The sequence below is a fragment of the Neobacillus bataviensis genome (assembly GCF_019969725.1).
Genome location: NZ_JAHXYW010000030.1, coordinates 1 through 14,656, shown reverse-complemented (window position 1 = coordinate 14,656; position 14,656 = coordinate 1). Strand labels below are relative to the sequence as shown.

The following is a 14,656-nucleotide window of genomic DNA, read 5'->3' as shown; positions in this document are numbered from 1 at the left end:
CACCGGGAGCAAGCTCCCAGTGATTCGCTCGACTTGCATGTATTAGGCACGCCGCCAGCGTTCGTCCTGAGCCAGGATCAAACTCTCCAAGAAAGTTGATTAGCTCATAAAATAAAACGTTGGCTTCGTTTCAAAAAGAAACGAATATTATTGTTTGTTGACGTTTTTGTTTGTTTAGTTTTCAAAGATCAATTTTATTTCTCTATCGCCCAAAAGCGACTTTATTATCTTACCAAACAACAAGTGCAAAGTCAATAACTTTTTTTCGAGTTGTTGTCGTCTCGGTGACGACTTTTACTATATTACAGCATATCATCTAGTTGGTCAACACTTTTTTTCATATTTTTTCAAAGAAAAACCGCTGTTGTTTTCAGCGGCTCACAACTGTTAGATAATCCAATGCTGTATTGCTACTAAAGCTAATAAGCCCGGGATGCCCAAAAAGCCTGAAACTGCAGAAGTGGCGAAGTTAATTGGTACATGGATACCATAATGATTACCGGCAACATTGAGGAAGAACAGAAACAACGCCCCGATTAGTAACTTTATAGCAGCTTGGCCCACAAAACGAGCTGGCTTAAAGGGAGCCCCTGAAAATAATAACAAAATAACGAGCCCGCCTAAAACGGAAATGACTACAATTGGTTCCAAAAAGTGATCCCCCTTCTTAGGTCCTTTATAAAACATATGTACAAGCTCAAAAAAATAGACCTGAGAAAAAGGAAAAGCCGGAGCACCTTAATTGGCGCCACGGCAAATCTTACCTCATTAACTTAACATTCCGTTCTTTTGCTTCTCTTAAAAGGAAGATATATTTCGCTTCTGCAATCTTTGTTTGACAAATCACTTCATCAGATGGGTCAAAGCTTTTTTCCAGCAGCATTTTTTCCTGCTGCCAATGTTCCTTATACTTGTTCAGCTGGATCAACAGCTTTTCATCATATTCTTTTCGAAGCCAGCCTTTACGCCGAAAAAACATAATCGAATCCTCCGGTCTCTTTTAGTGCGAACCTATAATTCCCGCCGGCCCTCTAATGCTTTGGATAAGGTTACTTCATCAGCATACTCAAGATCCCCGCCAACTGGCAGACCGTGAGCAATTCTCGTTGTTTTAATGCCTGATGGTTTTAACAATCGGGAAATATACATCGCTGTCGCTTCGCCTTCGATATTTGGATTTGTTGCTAAGATGACCTCTTGCACAGTTTCATCCTGCAATCGTTTTAACAAATCCGGTATATTAATATCCTCTGGCCCAATTCCATCCATCGGCGAAATCGCCCCGTGTAATACGTGGTATAATCCGTTAAATTCCTTCATCTTTTCCATGGCAATCACATCTTTAGGATCTTGGACTACACATATTATACCTTTATCCCGACGTTGATCTTCACAAATATAACATGGATCTTGATCGGTGATGTGGCCGCATATCGAACAATAAGTAAGATTTCGTTTCGCATTCACCAATGCCTTGGCAAAATCAAGCACGGTGTCTTCCTTCATACTTAAAACATAAAAAGCCAAGCGGGCGGCTGTTTTTGGACCGATGCCCGGCAGTTTCATAAAGCTGTCAATCAGCTTCGATATCGGTTCAGGATAGTGCATGTTAATGTTCCTCTCTTAAAAAAAGCCAAAGTGCATGTATACCTACGCACTTTGGCTATATATTTTTATTAAAACGGCAAATTCATTCCTTTTGTAAATTGTCCCATTGTATTGTTTGTTAATTCTTCTGCCTTTTTAAGGGCATCGTTTACAGCAGCTAGGACTAAATCCTGCAGCATTTCCACGTCATCTGGATCAACTGCCTCCGGTTTAATTTGAACATCGACTACTTCTTTATGTCCAGTTACCACAACAGTAACCATGCCGCCGCCAGCAGTTCCTTCGATTTTTTCCTGGCCTAATTTCTCTTGAGCCTCAGCCATTTGCTTTTGCATTTTTTGCATTTGCTTCATCATATTTTGCATATTACCCATTCCGCCACGCATCATTTCCATTACCTCCATTAATTTTAGTCAATTATTTCAACAAATTCTTCGCCAAATAATTTTTTGGCCTCAGCAATATGAGGTTCTTCCTCATGTACCGTTCCGCTGCTTTCTCCCTCTTCACCATGCTGTTGTGTGCTCAGGAAGCTTTCCCGGATCGACATCCAGTGTTCCTCGGGTACTCCTAAGATTAAAAGCCTTTTACCAGTGAATTTATTTAAGGCCGCGGTAATTCCGTCGAGGAAATCCCTTCTATCCATCGCCATTTGACAAATCATTTCATGTTTAAATTTTATTATTAAAGCATCAGTCGAAGCTGCGACTGGCTCTGCTTCATTAAGTAAGGCCGCATGCGATTTGATTAAATTGGCCCGCATTTCGCCCCATTTACTCTTGATCTGATTTAAATCATTTTTGGTCGCCTGCTTTAACACTTCATTAATCTTACCAACAGGCGGCTGGAACCCTTTTCTCGAACTCCTCTGGGCAGTCTTTTGCGGTGCTGGTGCTGGTTCATGTGCAGAAACCGCCACACCATTTTCCTTTAATTGCCTCAATTCATTTTCAAGCTGCTCAATTCTCGACACCAAATGGTCGACATTTGCTGTTGCCGCCCCAGATTGCATACTATGTGCTGTTTCCATTTGACATAGTTTTACAATCGCCACTTCTAAGAAAATCCTTGGGTGGTTTGTCCAGCGCATCTCTTGCTGTGTTTTATTAAGGAGATCAATGAGTTGATAGATTTGCTCAGTCGGAATCGCTTCAGCCATTTCGCGAAATTCATCATCCAGCATTACTCTTTCCAGGGATTCCTCAAGCTTAGGCGCTGTTTTATAAAGAAGCATATCGCGATAAAACAAAATCATATCTTCGATAAAACGTGCCGGGTCTTTTCCGTGAAACAAGAGCTCATCTAACGCCTCTAAACCGCTGGCAACATCTTTATCCCGGAATGCCGCAGCTAATTTATTTAAAAATCCTTGGGATACTGAACCTGTTACCGTTAAGGCGTCCTCAATCGTGACACGGTCATGACTGTAGGAAATCGCTTGATCCAATAAACTTAAGGCGTCACGCATCCCGCCTTCAGCCGCTCTTGCAATCATTTGCAGGGCGCGCTCGTCACAATTAACACCTGTTTCATCGACAATAAGCTTCATCCGATTGACGATAGAACCTGCGGTAATCCTCCTAAAATCAAAGCGTTGACACCTTGAGATTATCGTTAATGGAATTTTATGAGGTTCTGTTGTCGCCAAGATAAAGATTACATGCTTCGGCGGTTCCTCTAACGTTTTCAATAGAGCATTAAAGGCACTAATCGATAGCATATGAACTTCATCGATAATATAGACTTTATAGTTCACAGCAGTCGGAGCAAACTTCACCTTATCAAGAACATCACGCATCTCTTCGACTCTGGAGTTGGAGGCAGCATCAAATTCAAGTACGTCGGAAATCGTCCCATTCGTAATCCCGCGGCAGGCCGCGCATTCATTGCATGGCTCTGAAACTGGCGCATTTTCACAATTGATTGCCTTAGCTAATATTTTAGCTGCACTTGTTTTACCTGTTCCTCTTGGTCCGGAAAAAAGATAGGCATGGGTGATTTTTTGTTGAAGCAGGGCATTTTGCAATGTCGTTGTCACATGTTCTTGTCCTACTACATCAATAAATTTCTGTGGACGCCAAACACGATATAAAGCTTGATAAGACATGCGACACCGCCCCCTTCAAAAATTTTCATCCCATCTATTATAACGTATTCAATTTCCTTTTTACAAAAAGAATAACAAAAAAACTCATCCTTAATCTAGGATGAGTTTAATTATGTAAAATAAACTGCCGTGCACCTTCCTTCGACTGGCGCCCATAAGCGTTACTTAAGCAGTTAGCTCGGCCCAGGCACCCCTGCGGCACATGGGAGCGTCCACTTAATGCTGCTTCCTTCCGGACCTGACATGGTTCATGGATTCCCATTGCGCAGGACCCAGGCGTCAACACCACTTACTTAAGGCAGACCCTACAGGTCGCGAGCCTCAGAGAAGGGATTCAGTCCCGCTAGAGCGGATTGCGGGTACAGGGCACCGCTGCCTCCCCACCTAGCACGGCAAAGTTGATACCAAATTTTTAGGCGTCGTATCTGACGCTTTTTTAGTATACAAACAATTTCAGAAAAAATCAATCTTTATCCTTTGTAAATTACTGTAAATCTTTTAACAGACTCTCATTTCTTTGCTGTTTCTCCTGCTTTTTTCTCTCTCTAATTTTCCGAAAAAAATTAGAAAGCAATTGACCGCACTCCGCTTCTAATACTCCTTTTGTGACCTCACAGCGGTGATTGAAGCGCTCATCCTCGAGCAGATTCATCAAAGTGCCTGCGCAGCCGCCCTTAGGGTCCGCCGCACCGTATACTACTCTTTTCACCCTTGATAAAATAATCGCCCCTGAACACATCGGACACGGCTCTAAGGTCACATATAAAGTCGTATCTTCAAGCCGCCATGTTCCTAATTCCATACAGGCTTGATCAATGGCAAGCAGCTCAGCATGGGCGATTGATTTTTGCTCACTTTCCCGCAAATTATGAGCCCTCGCAATGATCTTACCGTCCAACACAATAACCGCACCTATTGGCACCTCATCGAGCTCTTCGGCCTTTTTGGCTTCCTTCATCGCTTCCATCATATAAAATTCATCTAGTGTTTCATCTATTGCCATAAATAAACCGTCCTACTATTTATTTATCTACATTATAACATTTATCGGCATATGCTCTCATAGAATAGTTCTAGCGCATATATGTTGGGAGGAATATGAATGCAAATTCATGTTGTCCAAAGTAATCAATCATTAACGACAATTGCGAGGACCTACCATACAACGGTTCAAGATATAATTGAAGCAAATGATTTACCCAACCCAAATAATTTAGTTGTTGGTCAATCCATAGTTATACCGATTGTGGGTCATTTTCATTTTGTTCAACCTGGTGAATCTTTAACCATTATAGCCAGAAGATATGGCGTTACAGCGCAGCAGCTTGCGACAGTCAATCGAATTCAAATTAACCAGACCCTCACTGTTGGATACCGTCTATATATTCCCCCAGGAAGAAAAAGAAATGCCGAGTTTAACGCATACGTTGAGCCGCGCGGCAATACGGTTGCCCCTATTCTCGAGCAAAGTGCCCGTGAAGCGGCACCCTATATCACCTATTTAGCACCGTTTAGCTTTCAAGCTCGTCGTGATGGTACCTTAAAAGAGCCGTTATTAAATGATTTCCCTGCCATCGCCAGGGCTAACCGCAATGTATTAATGATGGTTATTAATAACCAGGAAAATGATCAATTTAGCGATGAGTTGGGTCGTATTTTATTAACTGATATGGCGATTCAAGATAAATTCCTCAATAACATTGTTACGACTGCCCAAAAATATGGCTTCCGCGATATTCACTTTGATTTTGAATTTTTGCGTCCTGCGGACCGCGAAGCGTATAACACCTTTTTAAGGAAAGCAAAGCAAAGATTCAGTCGTGAAGGCTGGCTCATGTCTACCGCTCTTGCCCCAAAAACGAGTGCGACGCAGCAGGGAAAGTGGTATGAAGGGCATGATTACAAAGCACATGGACAAATCTCCGACTTTGTCGTCATCATGACCTATGAATGGGGCTATAGCGGCGGCCCTGCGATGGCCGTATCACCAATTGATCAGGTTAAAAAAGTATTGGATTATGCTGTAACCGAAATCCCCTCAAATAAAATTTTGATGGGGCAAAATCTATATGGTTATGACTGGACACTGCCTTTTGTTCAAGGCTCCGTTGCCAGAGCAGTCAGCCCGCAGCAGGCCATCCAGCTTGCAGCAGAGCATAATGTCCCAATTCAATATGATACTAAGGCTCAGGCCCCTCATTTTAACTATATCGATAGAAGCGGAAAAAAGCATGAGGTTTGGTTCGAGGATGCCCGTTCCATCCAAGCAAAGTTTAACCTAATCAAGCAAATGAATTTAAGAGGAATGAGCTACTGGAAACTTGGTCTGGCCTTCCCGCAAAACTGGCTGTTAATCGTAGATAATTTCAACGTCACCAAAAGGGGGACTTAAATATTTTTTCGCCATGAACTGCCGTGATTCGGCAGTTTTTTCATATTTTTGACAACAAACGACTAACTTCTAAATATTCCATATCCCTTCCTGCGACAGATTGTGATAAAATATCATTTGTGTCAAAGATTTACCATGGCAAAAATAGAATAAATTATCCGGTTCATCCTGGTTAATATAGAGAGTGCAGGCAGTTGGAGAAGGAGGACTTGCAATGGGGGATACACCCTTTATTACCGTTGAAGGGCCGATTGGTGTTGGAAAAACATCACTTGCAAAGGCCATTTCAGAACACTTTAATTTTGCTTTATTAAAAGAGATTGTTGATGAAAATCCATTCCTTGGGAAATTTTACGAAAATATTGAAGAATGGAGTTTCCAGACGGAAATGTTCTTTCTCTGCAATCGCTTTAAGCAATTAGGGGATATCAATACCCATTATTTAAGCCAAAACAAGTCAGTTGTAGCGGACTACCATATATTTAAAAACTTGATATTTGCTTCACGTACTTTAAATCCTGATGAGTACAATAAGTACTATAAGATTTATCAAATTTTAACGGAAGATATGCCAAAGCCAAATGTCATTATCTACTTAAATGCAAGTCTTGATACACTGCTCAGCCGTATAAAAATAAGAGGGCGCGAAGTAGAGAAAAATATCAGCCCGTTATATTTAGAACAACTATCCATCGACTATGAAAATGCCATTACAAGCTTTGAAAAGGAACATCCGGAAATTCCCGTTCTCCGCTTTAGCGGCGATGAGTTGGATTTTGTCAAAAATGAAGCAGATTTAAATCATATTATTGAAAAACTATCATTATCGTTAAAAGAGAGCAGCTGGTCCAACACATTATAGAAACAGGGGGATGTTAGTGAGTATTGTTATTGGTGGTATGATTGGGCTTGGAAAAACAAGTGTGGCAGACACGTTAAATGCACACTTTAAAAATAAAGGAATTGAGAGCAAAGTGTTTTACGAAACGGTGGATGATAATCCGATTCTTCCACTTTATTATGAATTGACACCTGAGGAATTAGATGCACGAAGAATTCCGTTCCTCCTGCAGTTATTCTTTTTAAATAAACGCTTTAAAACGGTAAAAGAATGCATTAATTGGCGCGAGCCTATTTACACCATTCAGGACCGTTCGATTTATGAAGATTGGTACTTTGCTTATGTAAATAAAAGATTAGGCAGAATCTCGGACTTAGAATTTAAAATTTATGAAGAGCTCGTTGAAAATATGCTCGAAGAGTTAAATGAACTTCCTAAGAAGGCCCCAGATTTAATGGTTTACTTAAAAGGTTCCTTTGATACAGTAATCGATCGTATTATGTCCCGCGGCCGCAGCTTTGAAATCAACCCTGAATTGAAGGAGTACTATTTCGAAGTGTGGAAGGATTATGATGAGTGGGTTATGAATCAATATTCCGCAAGCGAAGTTTTGATTATTGATATGGATAACACCGATGTTGTGAAAAGTAAAGCGGATGCCGAGCGCGTGTGCCGTGAGGTTGAGGAAAAATTAAATGATATTTTAAATATGACAAAAACACCAATTGGCCGATAAGGCGCTTGGTGTTTTTTCTTTTTTAGACAAAAAAAAATCCGCTACATGTATATGTAACGAATTTTTATCTCCAGTTTTATGCGCGATTGTAAGTATATTGTGGCGGAGGAAGAGGGATTCGAACCCCCGCGCGGTTTAACCCGCCTGTCGGTTTTCAAGACCGATCCCTTCAGCCGGACTTGGGTATTCCTCCGTATCAACAAAAGATAATTTATCATAATATCATTAGCATGTCAAGAAGAAAAGCGGAAGCGCCTTGACCAGGGGCGACAAGCATAAGACGAGCCGGCGGGAAGGTTGCTTTTTAACCTTCTCGAAGGATTGGCTTATAACCTCGAGCCCCTAGGCGCTGCAGCTGGACAATTTTCAAAGTTGCAATTTTTTTATTAAGGCTTAATAACCTCGCGGTTGCCCATGTATGGACGCAGTACGGCTGGAATCACGACACTGCCGTCTTCCTGCTGATAGTTTTCCAAAATAGCAGCCACCGTGCGGCCAATCGCAAGGCCAGATCCGTTAAGTGTATGAACATGTTCAGGCTTTGACTTAGGGTCGCGGCGGAAGCGGATATTAGCACGTCTCGCCTGGAAGGCTTCAAAATTACTGCAAGAAGAGATTTCACGGTAAGTTCCATAGCTTGGAATCCAAACCTCGATATCATACTTTTTAGCGGCAGTGAACCCCAAGTCTCCCGTGCACATGCTTAGCACACGGTATGGAAGCTCCAGAAGCTGCAACACTCTTTCTGCATCATTTGTCAGCTTTTCAAGCTCCTCATAAGAATCCTCAGGCTTTACAAACTTTACAAGCTCTACCTTATTGAATTGATGCTGACGAATCAACCCGCGGGTATCACGTCCAGCTGACCCTGCTTCTGAGCGGAAACATGCGCTGTAGGCCGCAAAACGAATTGGCAGCTCCTCGCCGCTTAAGATTTCATCACGGTGATAGTTGGTAACCGGAACCTCTGCAGTCGGAATAAGGAAATAATCTTCACTTTCGATTAAAAAGGCATCCTCTTCAAACTTCGGCAATTGCCCTGTGCCTGTCATGCTGGTTCGGTTTACCATGTACGGCGGCAGGATTTCCGTATACCCATGTTCATCAACATGTAAATCTAGCATGAAGCTCATTAATGCCCGCTCTAAACGTGCTCCAAGCCCTTTGTAAAAGACAAACCGGCTTCCTGTTACTTTTCCTGCTCGTTCAAAATCAAGAATCCTTAATTGGTCAGCAATATCCCAGTGCGGCTTAGCTTCAAATTCAAACTCACGCACTTGGCCCCACTTTCTGATTTCGATATTATCATCTTCTGTTTCACCGACGGGAACAGATTCATGTGGAATATTCGGGATGCTGAGCAGCAATAATTCCAATGTCTCTTCTACTCCTCTAAGCTCCTCATCAAGTGTTTTTATGCGGTCACCCACTTCGCGCATTTCCGTAATCAGATGATCAGCATCCTGTTTTTCGCGTTTTAATGCTGCAACCTGCTGGGAAACTTCATTACGGCGGCTTTTTAATTTTTCAGATTCAACAATCAGTTCACGTCGTTTTAAGTCAAGCTCTTCAAATCGTCCCAAATCCGTTAAATCCTCACCGCGATTTTGCAGCTTTTCTTTTACTTCGGCAAAATTCGCTCTTAATACTTTAATATCTAACATCCAACTGCACTCCCTTTTTTAAAAATAAAAACAAAAAACTCCCGCCCCAAAAACAGGGACGAGAGTTACCCGCGTTACCACCCTGGTTGACAGCCTAAACTGTCCACCTCAAAAACGTTAACGGTTTTGTACCGAAAGTACTTACTAGCCTTTTCTAAAAAGACGTTCCGTACCTTACTCGAGGAGGGATTCACAAGCTTCATCCACCGGTTCACACCAGCCACCGGCTCTCTTTAGAACAAAATTCCTGCTACTAGTTCCTCTCATTGCTTTAAACAATATGAATTTGTATCTCTTAATTTACTACATATATTATCCAAATGCAACCAGTTCTATACTAATTGTTTTGCCTTTGCTTCCTTCACAATTTCCACGAAGTAGGCCGTGAGGTGGTGATTGTCTGTCAGCTCCGGATGGAAGGAACAGCCTAGGAATTGAAAAATGTCGGAAATATTTTTTTCTCATAAAATCATTAAAGCAACAAAAAAGGATTCCTGTCAAGACAAAAATCCTCTTTTAGAATAGCTTATTTTTAATTAAAACCAGCCTTTAACGGTTGTAGAAATTCCATGCCATACATCGCCAAAGAAACTGCCGATGCCTCTCATCATTAACACAAACCAGTTTGCCTTTTCAACATCCTGGGCCGCAATGAGATCGACCTGAACCTTCTTTTGACCTTCTTCCGTTAAGAAGCTGACCTTCTCGCCACTCTTCGGTTGAATCGTTACCGTCCCTATCTTTTCACCTTTTTTAATTGGAGCTGTTAATTCACCTTTTTTATTCACCTTATTTTTATCTAATACCAAAACAGGTTTATACTCTTTCTTTTCACCATTTAAAATCACCATGTTGATGGCTGACTTTGTATAGACCTCTACTTGATCGCTTTTCCCTTTAATAACAGGGATTGATTTGTGCCCCTTTACTTGATAATGCTTTGGAAGCACTTCTTCTTTTGTGTAATTGCTAAACGCATAATCCATCATTTTTCTTGTTTCGTCGAAGCGTGCTTTATAGCCGCCTTGGCCGCTGGCATCTTTGGCATTTTGCACAACTGTGATAAACCGCTTGCCATCACGGCTAGCCGTTCCGGTGAAGCAGTATCCGGCGAAATCTGTTGTACCCGTTTTAAGCCCGTCCATACCTTCATAGCCGTACGTTAAAGATGGCAGCATCCAGTTCCAGTTATCCATCTTAATTTGGTCGGTTGTGCCTTCTCTAAAGGTTTTCTTAGGCGTACTTGCCGTTTTTAGCACTTCTGGGAAATCATTAATTAAATGGAACGCTAATTTCGCAACGGCACGGGATGACATTACGTTTTCATCCTCCGCACCCGTTCCTTCCGGCTGCTGGCCATTATAGTCACGATTATTTAAACCAGTGGAATTAACGAATTTATAATCCTTTAAGCCCAATTTTTTTGCTCTATCATTCATCATTTTAACGAAATTCGTTTCCGAACCGCCAATTTTTTCAGCAATCGCAATGGTTGCGGCATTTGCAGAGTAGATCGCCATCGCCTCATATAACTCACGGATTGTATATTTATCATCAGGTCTTAATGGAACATTGGAAAGATCCGTTCTCTGGGAGATTTTATACACAAGGTCACTTGGAGTGTATTCTTGATCCCATTTCACTTTTCCTTTTTTTACGGACTCTAATAATAGATACTCCGTCATCATTTTCGTCATACTAGCAATTCCTAGTACAGTATCCGCATTCTTCTCATATAAAACCTTGCCTGTTTCTCCATCTACTAAAATCGCACCGTCTGCATTTACATTTAAAGCCGCTTCTGCCTTAGCTGAACTCGCCCCGGCAAATAGGCTGAAAAACAACATGATTGCCAAGAAGCTGGCAATGCATTTCTGATAAACATGTTTGTTCACTATTTATAACCCTCCAACGTTTTATTACACCTTGGTTATTTTATCATAACTGCCTAGTAAATCATAGACAGAGCATCGACCCATCTTATATTCATTTTTTATACTAAACAGGACTTTTTTCTCAAAAAAACAGAGAGGCTCCTATAGCCCCTCTGTTTAAAAATTATATGTGTGAATAGTTTGGTGCTTCCTTTGTGATTTGTACATCATGCGGGTGGCTTTCTCGCAGGCCTGCACCCGTCATTTTGATAAATTGTGCTTTTGTTCTTAAATCATACAGGTCTTTTGTTCCGCAATAACCCATTCCTGAACGAAGGCCGCCGATCAGCTGGTAAATTGTTTCAGATAATGGTCCTTTATAAGGAATGCGTCCTTCAATTCCCTCTGGAACAAACTTTTTATTATCCTCTTGGAAATAACGGTCTTTTGAACCTTTTTCCATCGCCGCAACGGAACCCATTCCCCGGTAAACTTTGAAGCGGCGTCCTTGGAAGATTTCCGTTTCTCCTGGGCTTTCAGATACCCCTGCTAATAAACTTCCAAGCATGACGGCATGACCGCCGGCTGCGAGCGCCTTGACAATATCTCCTGAGAATTTAATTCCGCCATCAGCAATAATTGTTTTTCCATGCTTCATCGCTTCTGTTGCACAATCATAAACAGCGGTAATTTGTGGGACACCAACACCTGCAACGACCCTTGTGGTACAAATCGATCCTGGGCCAATTCCCACCTTCACAACATCGGCTCCCGCTTCAATTAAGTCCCTGGTAGCTTCACCAGTGGCGACATTTCCTGCAATAATGGTCAAATCAGGATACGCTTCTCTAATTTGTTTAACCGTGTCGAGAACACCCTTTGAATGCCCGTGAGCGGTATCGACAACAATGACGTCTACGCTTGCCTTAACAAGCTTATCGACACGTTTCATGGTATCGCTTGTAACGCCGACGGCAGCACCGGCTAATAAACGCCCTTGGTTGTCTTTTGCTGAGTTAGGGAACTCAATGACCTTTTCAATATCTTTAATGGTGATTAGTCCTTTTAGGACACCTTGATCATCTACCAGCGGAAGCTTTTCAATTTTGTGCTTTTGAAGGATTTTTTCAGCTTCCTTCAAGGTTGTTCCTACTGGCGCAGTAACAAGATTTTCTTTTGTCATCACGTCAGAAATTTTGAAAGAGTAATCCTGGATAAAACGCAAATCACGGTTGGTAATAATTCCAATCAGTTTTTGCTCCTCCATGTTATTGACGATCGGCACACCTGAAATTCGGTATTTCCCCATTAGATGCTCTGCATCGTATACTTGGTGATCTGGGGTTAGGTAAAATGGATCGCTAATTACTCCACTTTCTGATCTCTTTACCTTTTCAACCTGCTCAGCCTGCTGTTCAATGGTCATATTCTTATGGATAATCCCTAAGCCGCCTTGTCGGGCAATCGAGATTGCCATTTCCGATTCGGTAACAGTATCCATGCCCGCACTAATAATCGGGATATTAAGCTTCACATTAGGCGATAACTCTACTTGTAAATTCACATCTCTCGGCAGAACTTCAGACTTACCAGGAATCAACAACACATCATCAAACGTTAAACCTTCTTTTGCAAACTTAGTTTCCCACATTTTAACGGCCTCCAGGACAAAAAATTTTATTTGTAGGTTAACAATTGGACAAAATACTGTCAAGGAGAAAGTATTAATTTGATTTTTCTGAAAAAAGGTGATTGTATTTTGGATATTCAATTTAAGGATTGGAAAAGCTTTGCCTGCTTCTTTTCAGCTGAATACTGCCAAGCTTTTTTAAGAAAATGTTACCAAAAAGGCGGAGTCGAAAATCCTGAACAAAAAAGTTATGAAAACGGTTATGCCTTTCTTTATTATCTTGAACATGGACAAATATATTATGAGCAGGCTGAAAAATCCCCGCTTATTTTAAAACCAATTCTTCTTTTTTATGGTCTCGTTCATTTAATTAAAGCATGCATTTTAACCATAGATCCCGCCTATCCTGAAACGACAGCTGTTTTAGCACATGGAGTTTCCACTCGAAAAAGAAAAAAACAAAATTATCTATTCTTTCAGGATGAGGTGAAGATACAAAAAAACGGCCTTTTCCCCTATATGTCAGAAAAAATGTTTCATGTGAAACAATTGGAAGGGGAAAAAGTCTTCATGGAGGAATTACTACAACTTATACCAGAGCTGGATGATTTATTCTTTTTAATTGAGGGGAAGAGAACCTTTGCAGCATTACATAAGCAAGGTGAACAGCTTATTATTCCTGAGATGATTTTGGATCATTTTCACATGACAGATGGGCGGTTTAAGGAGTTTTTTGCTTCTAAGGTTGCTAATGGGGTTGAGTTTTCGGGGGACGGACTTAGTTTCTCGGCTGGGGAAAAAGATCTTTCAGGTGTTTCACCGGTGAAGTTTAATTTAGAGAATGATTCTTATTGTTTGCCGCTTCATAAAAGCAATCTATTTAATTTTCCTGAGCTGCTGATCCACTATTTATTGTTGTATAACCTGAGTATGATTGCTCGTTATGAAACGGAATGGTGGAGTGAATTAACGAAAATGATGCCGAATCGAGATTATCCGTTTATTGATACATTTTTGGGGGTTACGATGCAAAAGGGTCCATTTTTAGTTTATCAGTATTTGATGGGGTGAAGGATTGAGGGATTGAGTGGGTGAAGGACATTTCGTGGGGGGATTCGCGATTTTGTCTTTCATCATGGTTATGAAGGTGAGTTCGTAGGGGATGGACTGGTAAGATAGTTCGTCCTTAATAAGATCGAGAGCTACTGCGGACTCGGCCTTTCTATTTTCCACTGCTCATGTCCTCTATAAGCGCTATTGTAGACTCTGTCTTCCTTTTTTCCACTGGCCATGTCCTCTATAAGCACTATCACGGACTTGGCCTTCCACTTATCCACTTCCCGTGTCCTCTATAAACGTTATTGCGGACTTGGCCTTCCATTATTCCAGTTCCCGTGTCCACAGTGTAATCCAATTTTCATTTTTGGATAAAAGTTTGATCCCAATACAAAAAGACAATCCTCGCGGATTGTCCTTTTTCATTTGCCTGGCAACGTCCTACTCTCACAGGGGCGCGTGCCCCAACTACCATCGGCGCTGAGAAGCTTAACTTCCGTGTTCGGTATGGGAACGGGTGTGACCTTCTCGCCATTATTGCCAGACTATTATTAAGGGTTCATTCCCTCAAAACTAGATAATGCAGAAGAAGTATTGTAAAAACGAGTTCACCTTCATATGTTCATATGACTTGGTTAAGTCCTCGAACGATTAGTATCAGTCAGCTCCACACGTCACCGCGCTTCCACCTCTGACCTATCAACCTGATCATCTTTCAGGGTTCTTACTAGCTTGACGCTATGGGAAA

At 41.5% G+C, this 14,656-nt stretch carries 13 protein-coding genes, 1 tRNA gene, 3 rRNA genes, 1 other RNA gene, 1 pseudogene and 1 other annotated feature; of the genes and pseudogenes, 4 read left to right on the top strand and 15 right to left on the bottom strand.

The annotated features are described in order from the left end of the window. The 8 genes from LC455_RS30590 to tadA form a co-directional block, all read right to left on the bottom strand. Positions 1-93, bottom strand: a 16S ribosomal RNA gene (locus tag LC455_RS30590); the annotation flags it as partial. A gap of 294 nt (positions 94-387) precedes the next feature. Beyond that, positions 388-651: a pro-sigmaK processing inhibitor BofA family protein gene (locus tag LC455_RS30585; RefSeq protein ID WP_223596733.1), complete on the bottom strand. Its 264-nt coding sequence runs from the start codon at positions 649-651 to the stop codon at positions 388-390. Positions 652-760: 109 nt separating this feature from the next. Beyond that, positions 761-979, bottom strand: coding sequence for a YaaL family protein (locus tag LC455_RS30580; RefSeq protein WP_223596731.1), 219 nt, complete (start codon positions 977-979; stop codon positions 761-763). A gap of 32 nt (positions 980-1,011) precedes the next feature. Continuing rightward, on the bottom strand, positions 1,012-1,608 hold the full coding sequence (gene recR / locus LC455_RS30575) for a recombination mediator RecR (protein WP_223596730.1): 597 nt from the start codon (positions 1,606-1,608) through the stop codon (positions 1,012-1,014). 68 nt (positions 1,609-1,676) lie between these two features. Beyond that, positions 1,677-1,997, bottom strand: a complete 321-nt coding sequence (locus tag LC455_RS30570; RefSeq protein ID WP_223596728.1) for a YbaB/EbfC family nucleoid-associated protein — start codon at positions 1,995-1,997, stop codon at positions 1,677-1,679. Positions 1,998-2,017: 20 nt separating this feature from the next. After that, positions 2,018-3,715, bottom strand: a complete 1,698-nt coding sequence (dnaX, locus tag LC455_RS30565; RefSeq protein WP_223596726.1) for a DNA polymerase III subunit gamma/tau — start codon at positions 3,713-3,715, stop codon at positions 2,018-2,020. 127 nt (positions 3,716-3,842) lie between these two features. Further along, an RNA gene (gene ffs / locus LC455_RS30560) (signal recognition particle sRNA large type) lies at positions 3,843-4,108 on the bottom strand. A 91-nt stretch (positions 4,109-4,199) separates the two neighbouring features. Next, complete coding sequence (tadA, locus tag LC455_RS30555) at positions 4,200-4,718, bottom strand: tRNA adenosine(34) deaminase TadA (RefSeq protein ID WP_263297956.1); 519 nt, start codon at positions 4,716-4,718, stop codon at positions 4,200-4,202. A gap of 99 nt (positions 4,719-4,817) precedes the next feature. On the opposite strand from tadA, the gene LC455_RS30550 reads away from it, so the two are divergent. The 3 genes from LC455_RS30550 (at position 4,818) to LC455_RS30540 (ending at position 7,684) form a co-directional block, all read left to right on the top strand. After that, on the top strand, positions 4,818-6,107 hold the full coding sequence (locus LC455_RS30550; protein ID WP_223596724.1) for a glycosyl hydrolase family 18 protein: 1,290 nt from the start codon (positions 4,818-4,820) through the stop codon (positions 6,105-6,107). 214 nt (positions 6,108-6,321) lie between these two features. Next, positions 6,322-6,969 (top strand): deoxynucleoside kinase, encoded by a 648-nt coding sequence (locus tag LC455_RS30545; protein WP_223596722.1) that lies wholly within the window; start codon positions 6,322-6,324, stop codon positions 6,967-6,969. A 16-nt stretch (positions 6,970-6,985) separates the two neighbouring features. Next, positions 6,986-7,684: a deoxynucleoside kinase gene (locus LC455_RS30540; RefSeq protein ID WP_440446444.1), complete on the top strand. Its 699-nt coding sequence runs from the start codon at positions 6,986-6,988 to the stop codon at positions 7,682-7,684. A gap of 100 nt (positions 7,685-7,784) precedes the next feature. On the opposite strand, the gene LC455_RS30535 is transcribed toward LC455_RS30540, so the two are convergent. From LC455_RS30535 to guaB, 5 genes and pseudogenes are all read right to left on the bottom strand, one after another. After that, positions 7,785-7,877: transfer RNA gene (locus tag LC455_RS30535), tRNA-Ser, on the bottom strand. 193 nt (positions 7,878-8,070) lie between these two features. Then, entirely contained in the window at positions 8,071-9,348 is a 1,278-nt protein-coding gene (gene serS / locus LC455_RS30530; protein ID WP_223596718.1) for a serine--tRNA ligase, read from the bottom strand. Between the two features lie 51 nt (positions 9,349-9,399). Continuing rightward, positions 9,400-9,624 (bottom strand) — a binding site (T-box leader). Between the two features lie 56 nt (positions 9,625-9,680). Continuing rightward, positions 9,681-9,782, bottom strand: a pseudogene (locus LC455_RS30525) (pyridoxal 5'-phosphate synthase glutaminase subunit PdxT); the annotation flags it as partial. Between the two features lie 102 nt (positions 9,783-9,884). After that, complete coding sequence (locus tag LC455_RS30520; RefSeq protein ID WP_223596735.1) at positions 9,885-11,195, bottom strand: serine hydrolase; 1,311 nt, start codon at positions 11,193-11,195, stop codon at positions 9,885-9,887. Positions 11,196-11,406: 211 nt separating this feature from the next. Further along, on the bottom strand, positions 11,407-12,873 hold the full coding sequence (gene guaB / locus LC455_RS30515; protein ID WP_223596716.1) for an IMP dehydrogenase: 1,467 nt from the start codon (positions 12,871-12,873) through the stop codon (positions 11,407-11,409). Positions 12,874-12,981: 108 nt separating this feature from the next. Between guaB and LC455_RS30510 the strand changes: the two genes are divergently transcribed. Continuing rightward, complete coding sequence (locus LC455_RS30510; RefSeq protein WP_223596714.1) at positions 12,982-13,923, top strand: YaaC family protein; 942 nt, start codon at positions 12,982-12,984, stop codon at positions 13,921-13,923. A 413-nt stretch (positions 13,924-14,336) separates the two neighbouring features. Here LC455_RS30510 and rrf read toward each other — a convergent pair. Both rrf and LC455_RS30500 read right to left on the bottom strand, forming a co-directional pair. Continuing rightward, positions 14,337-14,453, bottom strand: a 5S ribosomal RNA gene (gene rrf, locus LC455_RS30505). An 86-nt stretch (positions 14,454-14,539) separates the two neighbouring features. Beyond that, positions 14,540-14,656: ribosomal RNA gene (locus LC455_RS30500) — 23S ribosomal RNA — on the bottom strand; the annotation flags it as partial.

What these genes read in the sequence shown, in the direction of transcription:
- LC455_RS30580 (WP_223596731.1), bottom strand. Translation starts at nt 979, where the DNA reads ATGTTTTTTCGGCGTAAAGGCTGGCTTCGAAAAGAATATGATGAAAAG.
- recR (WP_223596730.1), bottom strand. Translation starts at nt 1,608, where the DNA reads ATGCACTATCCTGAACCGATATCGAAGCTGATTGACAGCTTTATGAAA.
- LC455_RS30570 (WP_223596728.1), bottom strand. Translation starts at nt 1,997, where the DNA reads ATGATGCGTGGCGGAATGGGTAATATGCAAAATATGATGAAGCAAATG.
- dnaX (WP_223596726.1), bottom strand. Translation starts at nt 3,715, where the DNA reads ATGTCTTATCAAGCTTTATATCGTGTTTGGCGTCCACAGAAATTTATT.
- tadA (WP_263297956.1), bottom strand. Translation starts at nt 4,718, where the DNA reads ATGGCAATAGATGAAACACTAGATGAATTTTATATGATGGAAGCGATG.
- LC455_RS30550 (WP_223596724.1), top strand. Translation starts at nt 4,818, where the DNA reads ATGCAAATTCATGTTGTCCAAAGTAATCAATCATTAACGACAATTGCG.
- LC455_RS30545 (WP_223596722.1), top strand. Translation starts at nt 6,322, where the DNA reads ATGGGGGATACACCCTTTATTACCGTTGAAGGGCCGATTGGTGTTGGA.
- serS (WP_223596718.1), bottom strand. Translation starts at nt 9,348, where the DNA reads ATGTTAGATATTAAAGTATTAAGAGCGAATTTTGCCGAAGTAAAAGAA.
- LC455_RS30520 (WP_223596735.1), bottom strand. Translation starts at nt 11,195, where the DNA reads ATGTTGTTTTTCAGCCTATTTGCCGGGGCGAGTTCAGCTAAGGCAGAA.
- guaB (WP_223596716.1), bottom strand. Translation starts at nt 12,873, where the DNA reads ATGTGGGAAACTAAGTTTGCAAAAGAAGGTTTAACGTTTGATGATGTG.